Annotated in this window: 12 protein-coding genes and 1 other RNA gene; 11 read left to right on the forward strand and 2 right to left on the reverse strand. The window is 67.3% G+C overall.

Annotated features, from left to right (window positions below; translation table 11 throughout):
- Positions 1-126: 126 nt before the first annotated feature.
- Genes ACJMK0_RS15395 through ACJMK0_RS15420 form a run of 6 tightly spaced genes read left to right on the forward strand, consistent with a single transcriptional unit; the run spans position 127 to position 7,908 of the window.
- Entirely contained in the window at positions 127-1,038 is a 912-nt protein-coding gene (locus ACJMK0_RS15395) for a BKACE family enzyme (protein WP_405239555.1), read from the forward strand.
- On the forward strand, positions 1,035-2,558 hold the full coding sequence (locus ACJMK0_RS15400; protein WP_405239557.1) for a carnitine 3-dehydrogenase: 1,524 nt from the start codon (positions 1,035-1,037) through the stop codon (positions 2,556-2,558). The genes ACJMK0_RS15395 and ACJMK0_RS15400 overlap by 4 nt, the downstream gene beginning before the upstream one ends.
- Positions 2,559-2,562: 4 nt before the next feature.
- Positions 2,563-3,726, forward strand: coding sequence for an acyl-CoA dehydrogenase family protein (locus tag ACJMK0_RS15405; RefSeq protein WP_405239559.1), 1,164 nt, complete (start codon positions 2,563-2,565; stop codon positions 3,724-3,726).
- A gap of 13 nt (positions 3,727-3,739) precedes the next feature.
- Positions 3,740-4,525: a carnitinyl-CoA dehydratase gene (locus tag ACJMK0_RS15410; RefSeq protein ID WP_405239561.1), complete on the forward strand. Its 786-nt coding sequence runs from the start codon at positions 3,740-3,742 to the stop codon at positions 4,523-4,525.
- A 13-nt stretch (positions 4,526-4,538) separates the two neighbouring features.
- On the forward strand, positions 4,539-6,596 hold the full coding sequence (locus tag ACJMK0_RS15415; RefSeq protein WP_405239562.1) for an acetate--CoA ligase family protein: 2,058 nt from the start codon (positions 4,539-4,541) through the stop codon (positions 6,594-6,596).
- Positions 6,597-6,633: 37 nt separating this feature from the next.
- On the forward strand, positions 6,634-7,908 hold the full coding sequence (locus ACJMK0_RS15420; protein ID WP_405239564.1) for an MFS transporter: 1,275 nt from the start codon (positions 6,634-6,636) through the stop codon (positions 7,906-7,908).
- A 225-nt stretch (positions 7,909-8,133) separates the two neighbouring features.
- On the opposite strand, the gene ACJMK0_RS15425 is transcribed toward ACJMK0_RS15420, so the two are convergent.
- Entirely contained in the window at positions 8,134-10,446 is a 2,313-nt protein-coding gene (locus ACJMK0_RS15425; RefSeq protein ID WP_405239566.1) for a multiheme c-type cytochrome, read from the reverse strand.
- 410 nt (positions 10,447-10,856) lie between these two features.
- Here ACJMK0_RS15425 and ACJMK0_RS15430 point away from each other — a divergent pair, with 410 nt between their 5' ends.
- Entirely contained in the window at positions 10,857-13,262 is a 2,406-nt protein-coding gene (locus ACJMK0_RS15430) for a fused MFS/spermidine synthase (RefSeq protein ID WP_405239567.1), read from the forward strand.
- Positions 13,263-13,422: 160 nt separating this feature from the next.
- Here ACJMK0_RS15430 and ACJMK0_RS15435 read toward each other — a convergent pair whose 3' ends face one another.
- On the reverse strand, positions 13,423-14,607 hold the full coding sequence (locus ACJMK0_RS15435) for a DsbA family protein (RefSeq protein ID WP_405239569.1): 1,185 nt from the start codon (positions 14,605-14,607) through the stop codon (positions 13,423-13,425).
- Positions 14,608-14,756: 149 nt separating this feature from the next.
- Between ACJMK0_RS15435 and ACJMK0_RS15440 the strand changes: the two genes are divergently transcribed.
- From ACJMK0_RS15440 to dnaX, 4 genes are all read left to right on the forward strand, one after another.
- Positions 14,757-16,019, forward strand: coding sequence for an EAL and HDOD domain-containing protein (locus ACJMK0_RS15440; RefSeq protein ID WP_405239571.1), 1,263 nt, complete (start codon positions 14,757-14,759; stop codon positions 16,017-16,019).
- A 73-nt stretch (positions 16,020-16,092) separates the two neighbouring features.
- Positions 16,093-16,425 (forward strand): ribosome hibernation-promoting factor, HPF/YfiA family, encoded by a 333-nt coding sequence (hpf, locus tag ACJMK0_RS15445; protein ID WP_405222166.1) that lies wholly within the window; start codon positions 16,093-16,095, stop codon positions 16,423-16,425.
- Positions 16,426-16,504: 79 nt separating this feature from the next.
- Positions 16,505-16,601, forward strand: an RNA gene (ffs, locus tag ACJMK0_RS15450) — signal recognition particle sRNA small type.
- Between the two features lie 44 nt (positions 16,602-16,645).
- Positions 16,646-18,301: a DNA polymerase III subunit gamma/tau gene (dnaX, locus tag ACJMK0_RS15455; RefSeq protein WP_405239573.1), complete on the forward strand. Its 1,656-nt coding sequence runs from the start codon at positions 16,646-16,648 to the stop codon at positions 18,299-18,301.
- Positions 18,302-18,320 lie beyond the last annotated feature (19 nt).

Raw genomic sequence — 18,320 nt, forward strand, 5'->3', positions numbered from 1 at the left:
CCGCCCCCCGCGGCTCGCTGGCTCGCCCAGCAATAACCACGACGATAACGTCACGGCGCAATGCCCGGAATGTCCGAGGGGCATGCCGTCCGTTCAGAACAGTCGCACTGATCAGGGGGTTCCTCAATGCCATTGGAAATCAATCGCGAAGTCTTCATTACCTGTGCGGTCACCGGCTCCGGCGGCACACAGGACAAGTCACCGCATGTGCCGCGCTCGCCAAAAGAGATTGCCGACAGCGCCATCGAGGCGGCACGTGCCGGCGCTGCGATCGTGCACTGTCACGTGCGCGAGCCGGAGACCGGCAAGCCGTCACGCCGCGTTGACCTGTACCGCGAGGTCACCGAGCGCATACGTGAAGCGGACACCGACGTCGTCATCAACCTGACTGCCGGCATGGGCGGGGACCTGGTGCTCGGTTCTCCGCAAGCGCCGTTGCCGCTCTCCGAGGCCGCTACCGACATGGCTTCCGCAGAGGAACGCGTCGAGCACGTGGCCGAATGTCGCCCCGAGATCTGCACGCTGGACTGCGGCACGATGAATTTTGCCGAGGCCGACTACGTCATGACGAACACGCCCGGCATGCTGCGGGCCATGGGCAAACTGATGACGGACCTCGGCGTGCGCGTGGAGATCGAGGCCTTCGATACGGGCCACCTGTGGCTCGCGAAGCAGCTGGCCGCCGAGGGCATCATCGAGGCGCCGCACCTGGTGCAGCTCTGCATGGGTATTCCCTGGGGCGCGCCCGACGATCTGCACACCTTCATGGCCATGGTCAGCAACGTGCCCAGCGACTGGCACTTCTCCGCCTTTTCGCTGGGGCGCAACGAGATGCCCTACGTGGCGGCGGCCGTGCTGGCAGGCGGCAACGTTCGGGTCGGCCTGGAGGACAACCTCTATCTCCGCAAGGGCGAGCTGGCGAGCAACGCCCAGCTGGTCGAGAAGGCCGCGCGGATCATCGAGGATCTCGGTGCGACCGTGATGCCCCCGGAGGCCGTCCGCAGCAAACTGGAGCTCACCAAGCGGGCACCCCGATGACCGCCGCGACAGGCCGGCGCCGCAAGGCGGCCCTGCTGGGCGGCGGCGTCATCGGCGGCGGCTGGGCGGCCCGGTTCCTCCTGCACGGCTGGGATGTCGCCGTCTACGACCCGCATCCGCAAGCCGTGACGCGTCTTGCCGACGTGCTCGCCAATGCGCGGCGTTCCCTGCCGGCACTGGCCGATGCGCCACTGCCGCACGAGGGCGAGCTTACTTTCTGCGCACAGGCAGCCGACGCGGTCCGCGACGCGGACTGGATCCAGGAGAGCGTGCCCGAAGACCTCTCGCTCAAGCACGAGGTCATCGCCGAGGCGCAGGGCGCCGCGCCGCCGGATACGGTCCTGGGTTCGTCGACCTCCGGCTTCAAACCGAGCGAACTCCGGCAGGGGGCGGCGGATCCCGGGCGCATCCTGGTCGCGCATCCGTTCAATCCGGTCTACCTGCTGCCGCTCGTCGAGGTGGTCGCGGGTCCGGAAAGCGACGGTGCCGTCGTCGCCGGCGCGATGGATCTGCTCGCGTCGATCGGCATGCAGCCGCTCAGGGTGCGGCGTGAGATCGAGGCGCACATCGCGGACCGCCTGCTCGAGGCCGTCTGGCGCGAGGCGCTCTGGCTGGTGCGGGACGACGTCGCGACGACGGCCGAGGTGGACGATGCGATCCGGATGGGGTTCGGCCTGCGCTGGGCGCAGATGGGACTCTTCGAGACCTACCGGCTGGCCGGTGGCGAAGAGGGCATGGCGCATTTCATCCGCCAGTTCGGCCCGGCGCTCAAGTGGCCCTGGACGAGACTGATGGATGTGCCGGAGCTCGACGAGGCGCTGGTCGCGAAGATCGCCGGTCAGTCCGACGCGCAGTCAGGAGCCTGGAGCATCCGCGAGCTCGAGGCGATCCGGGATCGCAACCTGGTCGGCATCCTGCGCACGCTCAAGGAGCGCGATTGGGGTGCCGGCCGGACGCTGAATGCTCACGATCGCTACCTGCGCGAGCGGGCGCCGCCGGCCGACGCTCAGGCCTATGCTCAGGCCGACGGACAGACCGACGAGAAGGCGCCGCTCAGGTTGCTGGAACTCACCGTGCTGCCGGCCTGGATCGACTACAACGGGCACATGACCGAGTACCGCTACGTGCAGGTCTTCAGCGACAGCTGCGAGGCGCTGTTGCGGCGCGTCGGCATGCATGACGAATACGTTTCCGCAGGCTGCAGCTGGTACACGGCCGAGACGCACAACCAGTACTTCGACGAGGTGGGCGCAGGCGCGGCGATGTATACGACGGCCCAGGTGCTGGCGACGGACGGCAAGCGGTTGCATGTCTTCTTCCGTCTCCATGCCGTCGGCGATGACCGCCTGCTCGCCACACTCGAGGCCATGTACCTGCACGTGAATACGGCGCATGGGAGGGTCGAAAAGGCCGCTGACGCTGCGTCGGCAGCGCTGCGGGAGCTGGCAGCCGCGCATGCAGCGCTGCCCGTCCCCGAAACGGCAGGCCGCAGCGTGGGCGACCACAAACAGAGGCTTTGATGACATGAATTTCGAACTGACCGAAGAACAGCAGCTGATCGTGGATACGACCCGCGCGTTCGTCGAGAACGAACTCTATCCGCACGAGGCGGAGATCGAGCGCACTGGCCATCTCGACATGGACCTCGTCCGGGAGATCCAGCAGAAGGCAATCGAGACCGGGCTCTATGCCGCCAACATCCCCGAGGAATTCGGCGGCGCCGGCCTGGACACGCTGACCTGGCTGCTCTACGAGAAGGAACTCGGCCGGGCGAACTATGCGCTGCACTGGACGGCCGTGGCGCGGCCGTCGAATATCCTCTGCGCCGGCACGCCGGAGCAGCGGGAGAAGTACCTGCAGCCCTGCGTGGCGGGGGAGCAGTGGGACTGTCTGGCAATGACGGAGCCCGGGGCGGGCTCCGACCTGCGCGGCATGAAGGCGACGGCGAAGCGCGACGGCGACGACTGGATACTGAACGGCACCAAGCACTTCATCTCCCACGCCGATATCGCTGCGTTCTCCATCGTCTTCATGAAGACGGGCGAGGAAGACGGCCCGCGCGGCAAGCGCGCGCTGATCACGGCCTTTTTCGTCGACAAGGAAACGCCCGGATTCACGGTGCGCGACGGCTATCGCAACGTCTCCCACCGCGGTTACACCAACGCTATCCTGGAGTTCGACGACTGCCGGATTCCGGCCGAGAACGTGCTGGGCGAGGTGCACGGGGGCTTCCAGGTCGCCAACGACTGGCTCGGCGCGACCCGGCTGCAGGTGGGCGCCACCTGCCTCGGGCGGGCCGACAGGGCCTTCGGTCACTCGCTGGCATACGCCGCCGAGCGGGAGCAGTTCGGACAGCCGATCGGCAAGTTCCAGGGCGTCTCCTTCAAGCTCGCCGACATGGCGACCGAGATGAAGGCGGCCGAACTGATGATCCTCGAGGCGGGCTGGAAATACGACCAGGGCACCGTGACCGATGCCGATATGGCCATGGCGAAGCTGAAGGCCACCGAGATGCTGGCGTTCGTCGCCGACGAGGCGATACAGATCCATGGCGGCATGGGCCTGATGGAAGAACTGCCGCTGGAGCGCATCTGGCGGGATGCCCGCCTGGAGCGCATCTGGGAGGGCACCTCCGAGATACAGCGTCACATCATCAGCCGCGCGTTGCTGCGGCCACTCGAGAAGTAGGGGACGGACGACCATGAGCAAAGAGGACGTACGGACGCGGATCGACGGTGGGGTACTCGAAGTCATCGTCGACCGGCCGAAAGCGAACGCCATCGACCGCGCGACCAGCGTCGCGATGGGAGAGATCTTCGCGGATTTCCGCGACGACCCGGATCTGCGGGTCGCTATCATTTCGGGCGGAGGAGAGAAGTTCTTCTCCGCGGGCTGGGACCTGAAGGCGGCCGCTTCCGGTGAAGAAGCAGACGGCGAGTACGGTGTCGGTGGCTTCGGCGGCATGCAGGAGCTCGAGGATTTCAACAAGCCGGTAATCGCGGCCGTGAACGGCATCTGCTGTGGCGGCGGCCTGGAGATCGCGCTCTGCGCCGACATCATCATCGCGGCCGACCATGCGACGTTCGCGCTGCCGGAGATCCGCTCCGGCACCGTGGCCGACGCGGCCTCGATCAGGCTGCCGAAGCGAATCCCGTATCACATCGCGATGGAGATGCTGCTGACCGGGCGCTGGCTGGATGCGGAGGAAGCGCACCGCTGGGGTTTCGTCAACGAGGTCGTGCCGGCCGGCAAGCTGATGGAGCGTGTCTGGGAGGTGGCCCGGGTGATCGAGTCCGGACCGCCGCTGGTCTATGCGGCGATCAAGGAAGTCGTCCGCGAGGCGGAGAACATGAAGTTCCACGACGCGTTGCGCAAGATCATTAACAGCCAGTTCCCGACCGTGAAGACGCTGTATTCGAGCGAGGACCAGCTCGAGGGGGCCCGCGCCTTCGCAGAGAAGCGCGACCCGGTCTGGAAGGGCCGCTAGGGGAGGCGGGTGCGTGCCTGAATCCGATGCGCTCAGGCGCCTGTTGAGCCCGCGGTCGGTGGCCGTCATCGGCGGCGACAGCGCGGCGGAGGTCGTGCGTCAGTGCCGGAAGATCGGCTACACCGGTGAGCTGTGGGCATTGAACCCCCGACGGGAGGAACTTGCGGGCGTCGCCTGCGTGCCGCGGGTGGCCGATCTGCCGGGCGTGCCGGATGCCAGCTTCGTCGCGGCGCCGCCGGAGGCCACGCTTGCCATCATCCGCGACCTCGCCGCGGCCGGAGCGCCGGGCGCGGTCTGTTTCGCGGCGGGCTTCGCCGAAACCGGGGCACTCGGCGCCGGACGGCAGCGGGAGCTCGGGGAAGCGGCCGGCGACATGGCGATCATCGGCCCGAACTGCCACGGCTACCTCAACTATCTGGACGGCGTCGCGCTGTGGCCGGACCAGTACGGCGGCCGCCGCTGCGAGCGGGGCGTCGCGCTGATCGCGCAAAGCGGTAATGTCGCCATGAACCTGACGATGCAGCGCCGTGGGATCGACTTCTCCTACGTCATCTCGGCAGGCAACAACAGCGCGCTCGGCATGCACGACTACATCGACGCCCTGCTCGAGGACGAGCGGGTCACGGCCATCGGCCTGCATGTCGAGGGGCTGACCGATATCCCGGCCTTCTCCAGGTCGGCGATACGCGCGCTCGAGAAGGGTGTGCCGATCGTCGCCTTCAAGGCAGGCCGTTCCGCCCGCGGTGCGGAGATAACGATGAGCCATACGGGTTCACTGGCAGGTTCCGACGGACTGTACACGGCGCTGTTCTCCCGGCTCGGCATCGCCCGCTGCGATACGGTGTCCCGGTTCCTCGAGACGATGAAGTTCCTCTCGCAGTGCGGGCCGCTGCCCGGGGCGACCATAGCCTCGCTCAGCTGCTCGGGAGGCGACGCGACGATCGTCGCCGACAACGCCGAACGGCTCGGCGTCCCGATGCCGCCATTCGCCGACGAGAGTGCGAAACGCCTGAAGGCGCTGCTCGGCCCGAACGTCAGCATCTCGAATCCGCTGGATTATCACCTCTACGTATGGGGCGATCTCGACAAGCTGACCCGTTGCTTTACCGAAGCTCTGAGCAACGATGTCGCCTGCGCGCTGCTGGTCCTCGATTATCCGCCTGGCGAGGATAACGACGATGCCAGCTGGCAGGTCGCCGAGCGCGCGCTGCAGGCGGCGGTCGAGGCGACCGGCTGCCGCGCCGTCATCGTCTCGTCATTGCCGGAAACGATGTCCGACACCGTCCGCGAGCGGCTCAAGGATGCCGGTCTGACGCCGATGCAGGGCATAGAGGACTGCCTGTTCGCGATCCGGGCGGCGGCGGACGTCGGTGCGGCGCAAGGCGCGCCGGGCCGGGTCATGCCCGTGACTGCCGCGCAGCCAGGCAGCGGCGAGGCGGTCCTGCTCGACGAGTGGCAAAGCAAGCAGGAGCTGGCCGCGGCCGGTATCCGCGTGCCTGAAGGTCGGATCTGCAACCCGCGCGAAGTCGCCGAAGCTGCGACCGAAATCGGCTACCCGGTGGTCCTCAAGGGTCTTGCCGAGGGGCTGGCGCACAAGAGCGAGGCCGGTGCCGTCGTCGTCGGCATCGAGACCGAGCCGGCGTTGTTGGGCGCCGCGGCAGGCCTCGCGGGAGAGTTCGAGTGCCTGCTGATCGAGGAGATGGTCGCGCCGAGCATCGCCGAGCTGATTGTCGGCTTCAGTCGGGATTCGTGCTTCGGGTTGACCATGCTGATCGGCAGCGGCGGGGTCAACGTCGAACTATTGCAGGATACGGTCTCGCTACTGCTGCCGGTGACCCGGGAAGAGATTGCCGCGGCGATCGGCCGTCTGAGAGTATCTGCGCTCATCGCCGGCTATCGCGACGCGATCGCCGGCGATCTCGACGCGCTGATCGATGCAGCAGACAAGCTGGCAGCCTATGCCGTCGCCAACGCAGACCGGATCCTTGAGCTGGACGTCAACCCGCTGATCGTCACGCCCACAGGGGCCGTTGCCGCCGACGGGTTGATCCGGATGACCGAAAGCCGGTAGAACCGGGCCTGTCGGATGACTGCCTCGCGGAGGCGCCATGAGTCTGCGATCGAGCACGGGCTTCGCGCTCCTGGGCGCGGCACTGGTCGCCATCAGTTACGGACTGGCGCGCTTCGCCTTCGGGCTGTTCGTTCCGCCGATCCGGGCCGAACTGGCGCTCACGCCCTACGAGATCGGCATCATCGGCGCCTTGCCGCTGATCAGTTTCCTGCTGGCGACGCTGGTGGCGCCATTGGCGGCCAATCGTCTCGGAGCCCGGCTCGCCGCAGTGCTGTCGGGCCTGTTCGGCGTCGGCGGCCTGACGCTGATCAGCCTCGCCTCCGGCGCCGTCTCGCTCGGCGTGGGTGTCTTCGCCTGCGGTATCTGCACCGGTCTGATGATGCCGGCGCTCACGGCGGCCATGCGCGCAGCGGTGAGGCGCAGGCAGCACGGGCGCGTCAGCGCGGTCATGAACGCCGGCACCAGCGTGGGCGTGGCGGTGGCCGTGCCGGCGGTGCTGTTCATGGCAGGAGCCTGGCGTCTTGCCTACGCCTCCTTCGCGGTTCTTGCCGCCGCCGGCGTGGTGGCCGCCTGGCGCTTCATTCCCGCGGCATCGCCCATCGTGCCGTCCAATGCCGCGCCGCCTCCCCCCATCAGCAAGCTGCAGTGGTCACGCCTGCTCGAGCTCTCCCTGTTCGCATTCGTCATGGGATTCATCGCGTCGGCGTACTGGCTCTTCGCGCCCGACCTGGTGGTCACCCTCGGCGCGTTGCCGGCCGGCGCAGCCGGATGGCTGTGGCTCGCAGTAGGCATAGCGGGCCTGGGCGGCGCCGTGGTCGCTGACCTGGCCGACCGCAACAATCCGCCGATTACACACGCATTGATGCTGATGATGCTGTCGGCGAGCCTCGCGCTGCTCGCCGCCAGTCCCGGTCGGCTGATGCTCGCCACGTTTTCGGCGCTCGTCTTCGGCCTGGCCTACATGAGTCTCACGGGGCTGTACCTGATGACCGGCATCCGCCTGTTGCCGGGTCGGCTGGCGATGGGGCCGGTGCTGCCGTTCGTTGCTGTTGCGCTCGGTCAGGCGGCCGGCTCACCCGTGGTCGGCGCGCTGGTGGGCGATATCGGCTATGCCGATGCGTTTGCCCTGCTGTCGGCCATCGGCATCAGCGTGGCCGTCCTGTCGCCGTTCTACCCGGGCGCCATCGAGCCGGAGCCGGAAGAGGAGGCCGAGGAACAGGACACCGGCCTGCAGGCGGCATTCGATCAACAACTGCAGGACGAGGAAGGCGAGCCGTTCCGATACGACACGCAGGCGGACGAAGACGGGTAAGCGCCGAGAATTCGCACCTTCTGCGGCCTCCGGTTCGATGTAATGACCGATCACGCGGTCGAGGTGCTACTGTCGTGCCTCATCATCGTTCCACGCGCCAGCGCGAGGCAGAGGAGGGGACAGACGCAAAGAAAAGGCCGGGAGATCGCTCTCCCGGCCGGAACGTTTTACTTCTTTGTTGGTGATGTGGGGTGGGCCTTTGCGGCCCACCCCGGTCACCTTGGTTTACCGCACTGCGTCGATTATCGTTTCGCGGCCCTCAGGGAATTCCTGCGGGGTCCAGCTGTTCTGGTACGCATGCGCCTTGATGGCAGCCTCGATCGACGGATCGCCGCTGCGGTGGCACGTGACGCAGGAGGACGTCTGGGCACCCTCGAGCACGTCGTTGACCTGATCACCGAACGGGGGTTCACCCGTCTCGATGGTCGAGGCCATTGCGTCCAGCGCGCTCGGCAGGATGGCGAAGCCGTCCACGTGGCAGGCGCCACAGGCGTTCAGCGCGCGCGGATAGGTCGGGCTGTGGAACGTGTGGTTCTGCAGCACCGGGTTACCCGTGCCGTCGTCCGAACCGAAGACCGGCAGATCACTGCCTGAACCCGGCCAGTTGAACAGCTGCGACTCCTCGCCGGCCCAGGCGTAGATGCCACGACCGCGGTAGATCACGATCGGTGCCGTCGTTTCGCCGGCCGAGTGGACCGCATGCAGCATTTCCTTCATGCCGAAGTTCTGCCCGGCAAGGCCGTCATACGACTCAGAGGCATCGACGTCGAAGGTATCGACGCGGACGTACTGGTCGTTGGCAGCCGTGTTGTGGCAGAGGTAGCACATGTCGACGTTATCGACACGGTTGCCACCGTGCTGGTACATCGAACCGACGTGGCACTGCAGGCACTCGCCCGAGTCGACCACGGCCCGACGTGCAGGCGCCGGAGCACCGTCACCCACCGTCCAGTCGTAGGTCGGCGTGAAGGCACGCACTGCCATGAGCGCGCCGCCGCCGAGCACGCTCGGAAGACGCGGTTTGCCCTGGATGGCTAAACGGCCGTACATGGCGTCGGTCTCATCGACCGGAACTACCGTCGTCGCGACGCCGCCGGCGCAGGTCGTATTGTCGACCGACACGCCTACCTGGGGCCCCGGCTGACCGGCGCTATTCGGGTTGGTGCCGAGGATGTAGTCGCCGCCCTGCGCGTAGTTACGCAGGATACTCAGGTTGCCGTTGCCGTCGGCGAAGAACACCGGGGCGCCGGCGCCTGCCGTGGCGTTACAGGGGTCGACGCCAACGCCGTCGTAGCTCGCCGTCCAGGAGATCGCCAGCTCAACACCGTCGTCGACGACGTCGGTGATCTGCCAGTCGATCTTCGCGCCTTCGGTCACGGAGGTGTCGACGCCATCGAAGATGATGCCGCCACGTTCCGTCGTCAGGCCGTTGTGGTAGTCGGCTACGGTGGCGCCCGCGGTGGAGCCGTTATGGCACTGCCCGCAGTCTGCCGTCTCCGGATTCGGGATCGTCAGGTGGAAGTCGAGGCCACCTTCGAAGCCGAAGCCGTCCATGCTGCCATGGCAAGTGAAGCAGCCGGCCCCGTTGACCGGCATGGCGTTCGCAGCCTCGAGGGCGGAGACGCCCGCTGCCGGGACGACACTGCTGTCGCTGTGGCAGACGCTGCAATTGGTCATGTAGGTCGGATAGGTGACGTCATATACGGTGTCACGCCGCGACAGGAACTCGCCATCCGGGAAGTTGTGCGAGTTGTGGATGCCGTGAATGATCTCGGCCACTGCACCGTAGGACGGACGTTCGTCGTCAGGGGTTGCCGGATCATCGCTGCGATGGCAAACCACACAGGCGTCCACGGTCATGGGGGCGGAGTAGTGCCCACCGCGATTTTCGGGATCGAAGCGACCCGTTTCACCGCTGTCGCCGTGGCAGTCGACACACGCCTGGTTACTGGCGAGGCCGGCGCGCCCGAGGGGTGCCGGATAGTCACCGTAGGCCACGACCTCGAGGTCGTTGGCGCCGGTGCGCAGAATGGCCAGATAGCGAAGGTCTTCGCCGCCGAAGCGGGCCACGCCGTCGACGATCCGTATGCTGTAACTGCCGTCGCCGTTATTGGTGAACAGCGTCGGGTCAAGCTCGATTTCGTCGGTCAGGGTGGTGCGGTTGGTGCCATCGCCGGTGTATGCACGATAGAACGTTGCGTCGGTAGCAGGGGCACCGTCGACCTCGGCGCTGAAGCTCATCACCAGGTCCGCGCCGTCAGGCGTGACGGCGAAGTTGTCGAATGCTCCGAGCTCCATCAGCGCGTGGGCTACCGTGGCGTCGGCGTAGGAGCCGTCGCTATGGCAGACCGAGCAGGACTCGACTGGCGTTACAGCCGCATCATTGCCCGGAGGGCCTTCAGGCCCCGTGGGTCCCGTGGGGCCCTCGGGTCCCGTCGGGCCGGCTGCGCCCGGCGATCCGTCATCGCCTTCGCAACCGGCTAATCCAAGAAAGGCGGCAAGCACGATGGTTGCCACCAGTTTCCAGTTTGCTTTCATTGTTGTCTCCAAAGGAAGTCAGGGCGCGACCCCATACAAGCGCGCATCCCGTATTGCTCCCTCCGAAGACCCCAATCGGAATGCTCAGAGCGAATTTTGAATACATGGAACCGCGTATCCAATCAGGATAAGTACGCAGGTGAAATCTGAGCGGCAACAGTGATTTGAGCCACATTAGCAATGATTCGCATTCTGCATATCGTTCCCGAACCTGCCGGTCGTCGAATGCGTCGGATGGCTGCCCGGTGCCCGCTCCGGGGATCGACGCGCGACGCGTCCACGCACTAGGGGTTCTTCCGAGTGCCTGCGGCATTCGCCATGCGGCTAAGATGCTGCCACGGCCGCGGGCTTTGCGCCCGGCGCGACGGGTGCGGCGCGGGACATCCAACCTGGCCAGAGGGCTCACGCTGATGGTTTGGACCCTGAGCAACAGGCTGCTCTTTACAGCTATCTTTGTCTCGGGCGCTTCGGCGCTGATCTACCAGCTGATCTGGGTGCGCCTGCTGGGGCTCGTCTTCGGCGTCAGCAGCTTCGCCGTCGCCACGGTGGTTGCCGTGTTCCTGCTGGGATTGGGACTCGGCAGCTACTACTTCGGCAAGTGGTCGGAGCGCACCCGCGACCCGCTGCGCATCTACCTCTACGTGGAGCTGGGTATCGCAGCCACCTCGCTGCTCGCTTTCGTGGTGATCGAGACGCTGCCCGTCTACCGCTATCTGTACGAATATGCCTATAACAATCTCGGCTTTTACGGCCTCTCGCTCGCGCGGCTGCTGCTATCGACCCTGGTGCTGCTGCCGCCGGTGTTCCTGATCGGCGGCAGCATGCCGCTGCTCGCCAAGTATTTCCTGCGTAACCCCGAGGAGCTTGGCTCCAGCTTCAGCAGACTCTATTACGTCAACACGCTCGGCGCCGCCGCCGGCGTCCTGCTGACCGGCTTCGTGCTGGTGCGCTGGCTGGGTGTGACCGGCACGCTGATGACTGCCGTCGCCGGCAACCTGCTGGTCGCCCTGATCATCGGCCTGAGCAGGCGCGGCGCGCAGGATCCGGATCCGGTCGGCGGCGAGAAGGCGCCGTACTCCTACATGCTGGTCTTCCTGTTCCTCGCCGGCTTCATCTCGCTGGGCTACGAGATGCTGTGGGTGCGCATCCTCTCGACCTACGGGCTGTCGACCTCGCAGGCTTTCGCGCTGATCCTCGCCGGCTTCCTGCTCGGTTTCTCGGTCGGAGCATGGATCGTGGCGAGTAGGGTGGACCGGCGTCGCGATCTCGAGTCCTGGTTCAGCGCCGTGTCGATCGTGACGGCCCTGAGCGGCGCCGTGGTATTGCTCATCTTCCGCCAGTTCGAGCAGCTGACCATCATGCTGGCGGATGCGACCCCGGCCGGCCAGCTCACACTTGGCATGGGCCTGGCGTTCACGGTCTCGTTCATCCCGGCGGTGTTCATGGGCATCCTGTTCCCGCTGGGCGTGCGCATCTACGCCCGGGACGTGGACCGCATCGGCGCGAAGGCCGGCGCCACGTTCTTCTCCAACACACTCGGCTGCGTACTCGGCAGCCTGCTGACGGGCTTCGTGCTGATTCCCTTCGTGGGCATGTGGAATACGACGCTGATCCTTGTCAATCTCAGCCTGCTGATCGCGCTGGCGTTCCTGCTGCGCGGCGACCGGCCAGCCAGGATGCAATGGGTATCGCTGGTGGTGGTCGCCGCCGTCGCCAACCTGCTGGTGTTCGCCGACAGCAAGTCCTTCCATGCCGAACTCAGGGGCCGCGACCTGGTGACCGCGGCCGAGGGTTTCGACGTCATCTATTATGCGGAGGGCCTGTCGGGCACGGTCACCGCCGTCGAGCGGGACGCCTATCGCGGCCTGTTCGTCGACGGCCAGAACGTCTCCGGGACCGACCTCGTGCTGCTCGCCGACTCGAAGATGCTGGCCCACGTGCCGCTGCTGCTGGCCGAGGATCCGACGGTGGCGCTGACGGTGGGCTACGGCACCGGCACCACTTCCGGCAGCATGCTGCTGCATGACGTCGAGGTGCATGCGGTCGAGATCGAGCAGAAGATCATCGACGCGGCGCCGCTGTTCGGCGATGTCAACTACCACTCCTATGCGGACCCCGATCTGAGACTCGTTCTCGATGACGCCCGCAACTACATCGCCGCCACCGATCAGGCGTTCTCCGCCATCGTCACCGACGTGACCAACCTCAAGTACAAGCGCAACCCGTACCTGTACACGCGCGAGTACTTCGAGATCATGCGCGATGCTCTGACCCCCGAAGGCGTCGCCGCCGCCTGGCTGCCGGTCGGCGGCCTGTCCTTCGAGGATCTGCGTATCCTGATCGCTACCTTCGACGACGTCTTCCCGCACACCACGGCCTGGTATTTCACCCAGTTTCCGACCCACTTCATCATCCTGGTCGGCACGCCGGAGCCGACCCGGGTGAACCTGCCGCAGCTGCGGCAGAGGATGCAGGCGGTCGAGCGCGACCTGCGCAGCCTCGAGGTGGACAACGTCTACGAGCTCGCCAGCATGTTGCTGCTCGGCGAGAGCGACGTCGACGCGCTGGTCGCCGGCGCGCCCTTGCACACGGATAACCGGCCCATCCTCGAGTACTCCGACATGGCTCTCTACAATGTGGAGGACGTGGCGCCGAACCTGGGCCGGCTGCTCGAGTACCAGCAGGAGGACCTGCTCGAGTACTTCATCGGGACCGAGCGGGAACTCAGCGCGCTCGAGGATCACTTCAGGCTCTATACCCGCTATTATCAGAACTACATCGAGCTGTACGAGCAACAAAGCGATCCGCGCGGATAGGAGCGCGAGACCGCAGGTCCGGCACCCAAACCGCCGGAGAAAGGTAAGAGAGGGCCCTCGGGCCCTCTTTGCGGACATCGGACGAGGTGCGGAGCCTTCGATCTGGCAGGGCCGATTACCCGACGCTTCCGCCGATGCACCTTGCGGTCCGGACCCTGGTCTATGCGGTCGCTTTCCCGGTCCCGGCGCCGGACTGCCCGAGCACTTCGTCCTCGACGGCCCACAGGCGGTCCTGGCCCCAGACGGCCGCGTCGCCGACCCGGAAGCTGGGGACGCCCCACAGGCCGAGCCCGAGCAGTTCCTCCTGGTTGGCCTCGGCGACGGCTCGCCAGTCGTCGCTGTCGAGGTGATGACGCGCCTGCTGCCAGTCCAGGCCGGCTTCCGTGACGATGCGCGCCAGGCCCCGGTCGCTGCCGGCATCGATGCCTCTGGACCACACGCCGCGCATGAAGGCGAGGCAGTATTCGTAGCCGCGCCCCTCCGCGATGACCCAGGGCAGCAGGGAATAACCGCGTTCCACCGGTTTGCCCAGGGGGTCGGCGATGCGGCCGAACGCCACACCGAGTCGCCGGGCTTCGCGGGCGACGTCGGTGACGATGTAGCGGCTCTTCATCTTCGGCACCGGCAGTCCCCGCATGCGCATCGGCAGCACGTAACGCAGCTGCAGCCGGGCGCCGCAGGCGTCGGCGAGGGTCCTGACCCGCTCCGCGGCGATGTAGGTATACGGACTGCGGAACGACAGGAACCAGTGAATGTCCGGCGGTCGCGCGGAGGCGGGCGGGGCTGCCGCGGGCGAGGGCACGGCCGGTGGCGCGAACAGCGGTTCGCCCGGCGCGCCGGTGCGGCGCGCTCCCAGATCGGCGAGCCGCGACTCCAGGTAGTGCAGCCTGTCGAGGCCCCAGTACCACTCGCCCTCGTAATGCAGCGTGGCGCCGAGATAGTGGCCGAGCTGCTCGCGACGCGCATCTCCCCCGGTTCGCGCACCGGCGATCAGTTCCCGGACCGCCGCATCCTCCGCATCCGGATCCAGCCCGGCGCGGGCCGCGAGGCGGGCGGCATCGACACGGGCCCATTCGACCAGTCGCTCGCGCTCCGGCGCTGCCCAGTCGGGCGGCGGGCCGACGAGCCAGACTCTCAGTTCCGCGTCGTAGCGCTCGACGAAACCGGGCAATGCCTGCGCGAGCAGGCGCGAATGGGGGTCGTCCGGCTGGTGGAAGTACTCCACGACGTGGGGGCGTCCTTCCCTGCGCCGGCGCGCCTCCGCCCTTCTTCGCAGCTTCCGGAGGCGCGCCTCGCCGAGGAAGGACTCGGTCAGGCGCGAGACGATCGCCGTCTTCAGTGACATTCGCTGGTTCCCCCGTGGACGTTCCATCGGGATGGTAATCGAAGGGTGTCATTACGACCATTGCGACCAGGCCGACCACCGCCACAACCGCGCCCAATCTGTGAACCGGGTCCGACCGGCCCGTCAGGCGTGCCGCTAGACTGCAAGCCATGTCAGCGATTCCCCTAACAGACGCCACCGCGGGCGGGCAGGCGACTCCCTTCGTCCTCGGCCGCCAGCCCATCCTCGACCGCAGCGGCAACACCGTCGCCTACGAGCTTCTGTTCCGGTCGCCGGGCGGCGAGCCTTTCCCCGGCGACCAGCTGGCCACGGCCCGCGTGGTCACCCAGGCGTTTTCCGAGCTGGGCCTCGAGGCGGTCCTCGGCGCCTGCCGCGGCTATATCAACTTCGATGCCGAGAGCCTGCATTCGGAGCTGCCGGAGGCGCTGCCGCCGGAGCGCATCATGCTGGAGATCCTGGAGAGCGTGGAGATCACGCCCGATCTCGTGCAGCGCTGCTCCCAGCTCAGGGGGCAGGGTTTCCGCTTCGCGCTGGACGACGTCACGCGCCTGGACGACTCCCACGAGGCGATACTGCCGCTGGTCGACGTCATCAAGGTGGACGTGCACGAGGTCGCGACGGATGAGCTCGGCGACATCGTCCGGGCCGTGCAGCGGCCCGGCATGCAGCTGCTTGCGGAGAAGGTGGACACGCCGGACCGTGCGGCGCAGTGCAAGCGCCTCGGTTTCGACCTGTTCCAGGGCTTTTTCTTCGCCCGGCCGGTCCTGCTCGAGGGGCGCGCGGCGGACCCGTCACGCCAGAATCTCATCCGCCTCCTGCAGCAGATCCTGGGTGACACCGAGATCGCGGACATCGAGGAGACGGTGAAGCACCTGCCGGAGCTGGGCTACAAGCTGATCCGGCTGGTGAATTCCGCGGGCATGGGACTGCGCCACAGGGTCGACAGCCTGTCCCACGCGCTCGTGCTCCTGGGCCGCCGCCGGCTGCAGCGCTGGCTCCAGGTGATGCTGTTCGCCCAGGACGGCAACGCGGACTTCCCGAGCCCGCTGCTGACCCTGGCGGCTGCGCGGGGGCGGCTCATGGAGCTGATGTCGGAGCGGGTAGCCCCCGACCCGGCCTATGCCGACCGGGCGTTCATGACGGGCATCCTGTCCCTGCTGGACACGCTGATCGGCGCGCCGCTGGCCGATATCCTGGCACCGCTGCCGCTGCAGGACGACGTGCGCGACGCGTTGCTGTGGCGCAGCGGCGACCTGGGGCTGCTGCTGTCGCTGACCGAGGCCCTGGAGCGGGACGAGCCTGCCGGGGCGGCACAGCTGGTGGAGCAGTGCGGCGGCCTGGATATGGAGGTGCTGGCGCGGCTGCAGGTCGACGCCATGAGCTGGGCCGCCGACGTCGGCCGGGCCGACTGACGCGGCCGTATCGCACGCGAGGGACTCTGTTACGCTGTGGCCAGATACTCCCTGTGACGAAAGGAGCGCAGCAGTGCAGACACCACCGGAGATCCACTTCCACGACATGGACCGCTCGGAAGCGGTGGAACAGGCCGTCAGGGAACGCGCGGCCAAGCTCGAGAAATTCTACGACCGCATCACCAGCTGTCATGTATACGTGCACGCCGTGCAGCGCAATCAGCGGCAGGGCAACGTCTACGAGGTGCGCCTGGAGGTGCGGGTGCCGGGGACGGAGCTGGCCGTGAGTAACCGGCCCGGAGACCGTCACGCCCACGAGGACGTCTACGTGGCAGTGCGCGATGCCTTCGATGCCATGGAGCGCCAGCTCAAGGCCTGGAAAGAGAAGGCGTCCGCCACCGGCTGAAACCCGGCCGCCGCGAGGGCGCCGCCGCCGACGGGGGATGAATCCTCGCCGGATCACTGAGATAATGACGCCTGGTCCGCGTCGGTTGCCCCGCGACGGTCAGCCGTGAACCCCGTCAGGCCCGGAAGGGAGCAGCGGCAGCGGTGACACCGGGTGCCGGGGACGAGCTGGCGCGGGCCTCTTCATTCTCTATCTGTAGGAGGGCCTTCAGGCCCGACCAATGAGCTACCTCGTCCTGGCGCGCAAATGGCGTCCCCGTGCCTTCGGGGACATGGTCGGTCAGCAGCACGTGCTGCAGGCGCTGACGAACGCGCTGGCGAGCGGCCGCCTGCACCATGCCTACCTGTTCGCCGGCACCCGGGGGGTGGGCAAGACCACCATCGCCCGCATCCTCGCGAAGGCACTGAACTGCGAGCAGGGTGTGGGGCCGGATCCCTGCGGTGAATGCAGCGCCTGCACCGAGATCGACGAGGGCCGCTTCGTCGATCTGATCGAGGTGGACGCGGCCTCCCGCACCAAGGTGGACGATACCCGCGACCTGCTGGACAACGTGCAGTACGCGCCGGCGCGGGGACGCTACAAGGTGTATCTCATCGACGAGGTGCACATGCTCTCCATGCATTCCTTCAACGCGTTGCTGAAGACGCTGGAGGAGCCGCCGCCGCACGTGAAGTTCCTGCTGGCGACGACGGACCCCCAGAAGCTCCCGGTGACGGTGCTGTCGCGCTGCCTGCAGTTCAACCTGAAGCGCCTCACGCCGCAGATGATCGGCGAGCACCTGGCGCGGATCTGCGAGGCCGAGCAGGCGGAGGCGGAGCCGGAGGCGCTCGCGCTGATCGCCCGGGCGGCGGAGGGCAGCGTGCGCGACTCCCTGAGCCTGCTCGACCAGGCCATCGCCTACGGCGGCGGCGCCGTGCGCGAGGACGAGACCCGCGCCATGCTGGGCACGGTCGACCGCCAGCACGTGACGGGCCTGCTGGATTCCCTGGCCGCCGTGGACGGCGCGGGGCTGCTCGCCACAGTGGCCGCCATCGACGAGCAATTCCCCGATTACGCGCGGCTGCTGGACGAGATTGCGGCGGCCCTGCAGCGCATAGCCGTCTACCAGCTGGTGGGCGCGACGGACCTCGAGGAGGCCGACGAGGAGATGGTCGCGACCTATGCCGAGCGCTTCACGCCGGACGACGTGCAGCTCTATTATCAGGTCGCCATCACCGGCCGGCGGGATCTGCCGCTGGCGCCGGACCCCCGTGCCGGGTTCGAGATGACGCTCCTGCGCATGCTCGCCTTCCGGCCCGCCGGTGCCGACGGGCAGGCGTCAGGGGGCGGCCGGCCCGCTGCCCGCTCGCTCTCGCCGGCGAAGACCGTGTCGGGCGAGCCGGCGGCGCCCGGGCCGGCGAAGGAGCGGAAGGGCGGGAAGCCGCCCGCGCCGGCGCCGAAAAAGCCGGCGGGTCAGACGCCCGAAGCGGGTCCCCGGCACGCCGGATTCTGGTCGGAACCGGACTGGCATCGTCTGGCGGGCCAGCTCGAGATATCCGGTTCCGTGCGCCTGCTGGCAGCCAACTGCGCATTCCTGGCCCGGGAGGGCAACGGGGTGCAACTGCAGCTGGACGAGCGCAGCGAGACGCTGCTCACCGAACCCCGGCGGCGTACGCTGGAGAAGGCCATGGCCGACTACTTCGGCGAGCCGCTCAAGGTGAGCATCCGGGTGGGCGGCGCCGAGGAGACCCCGGTGCAGCGGGAGCGGCGCCTGGAGGCCGAGCGCCTGGAGGCCGCGAAGAAGGGGCTGGAAGAAGATCCGAACGTGCGCATACTCCAGGACATGTTCGGTGCGGAGCTGCAGCCCGACACGGTGCGGCTGAAAGATCAGGACTGACGGACACAAGACGGACACA

The organism is Lentisalinibacter orientalis (genome assembly GCF_040706535.1).
Classification (GTDB): domain Bacteria; phylum Pseudomonadota; class Gammaproteobacteria; order Steroidobacterales; family Woeseiaceae; genus Lentisalinibacter; species Lentisalinibacter orientalis.

Coding starts and splice junctions, on each gene's coding strand:
- ACJMK0_RS15410 (WP_405239561.1), top strand. CDS start 3,740: ATGAGCAAAGAGGACGTACGGACGCGGATCGACGGTGGGGTACTCGAA.
- ACJMK0_RS15400 (WP_405239557.1), top strand. CDS start 1,035: ATGACCGCCGCGACAGGCCGGCGCCGCAAGGCGGCCCTGCTGGGCGGC.
- ACJMK0_RS15440 (WP_405239571.1), top strand. CDS start 14,757: ATGTCAGCGATTCCCCTAACAGACGCCACCGCGGGCGGGCAGGCGACT.
- dnaX (WP_405239573.1), top strand. CDS start 16,646: ATGAGCTACCTCGTCCTGGCGCGCAAATGGCGTCCCCGTGCCTTCGGG.
- ACJMK0_RS15425 (WP_405239566.1), bottom strand. CDS start 10,446: ATGAAAGCAAACTGGAAACTGGTGGCAACCATCGTGCTTGCCGCCTTT.
- ACJMK0_RS15395 (WP_405239555.1), top strand. CDS start 127: ATGCCATTGGAAATCAATCGCGAAGTCTTCATTACCTGTGCGGTCACC.
- ACJMK0_RS15430 (WP_405239567.1), top strand. CDS start 10,857: ATGGTTTGGACCCTGAGCAACAGGCTGCTCTTTACAGCTATCTTTGTC.
- ACJMK0_RS15435 (WP_405239569.1), bottom strand. CDS start 14,607: ATGTCACTGAAGACGGCGATCGTCTCGCGCCTGACCGAGTCCTTCCTC.
- ACJMK0_RS15420 (WP_405239564.1), top strand. CDS start 6,634: ATGAGTCTGCGATCGAGCACGGGCTTCGCGCTCCTGGGCGCGGCACTG.
- ACJMK0_RS15405 (WP_405239559.1), top strand. CDS start 2,563: ATGAATTTCGAACTGACCGAAGAACAGCAGCTGATCGTGGATACGACC.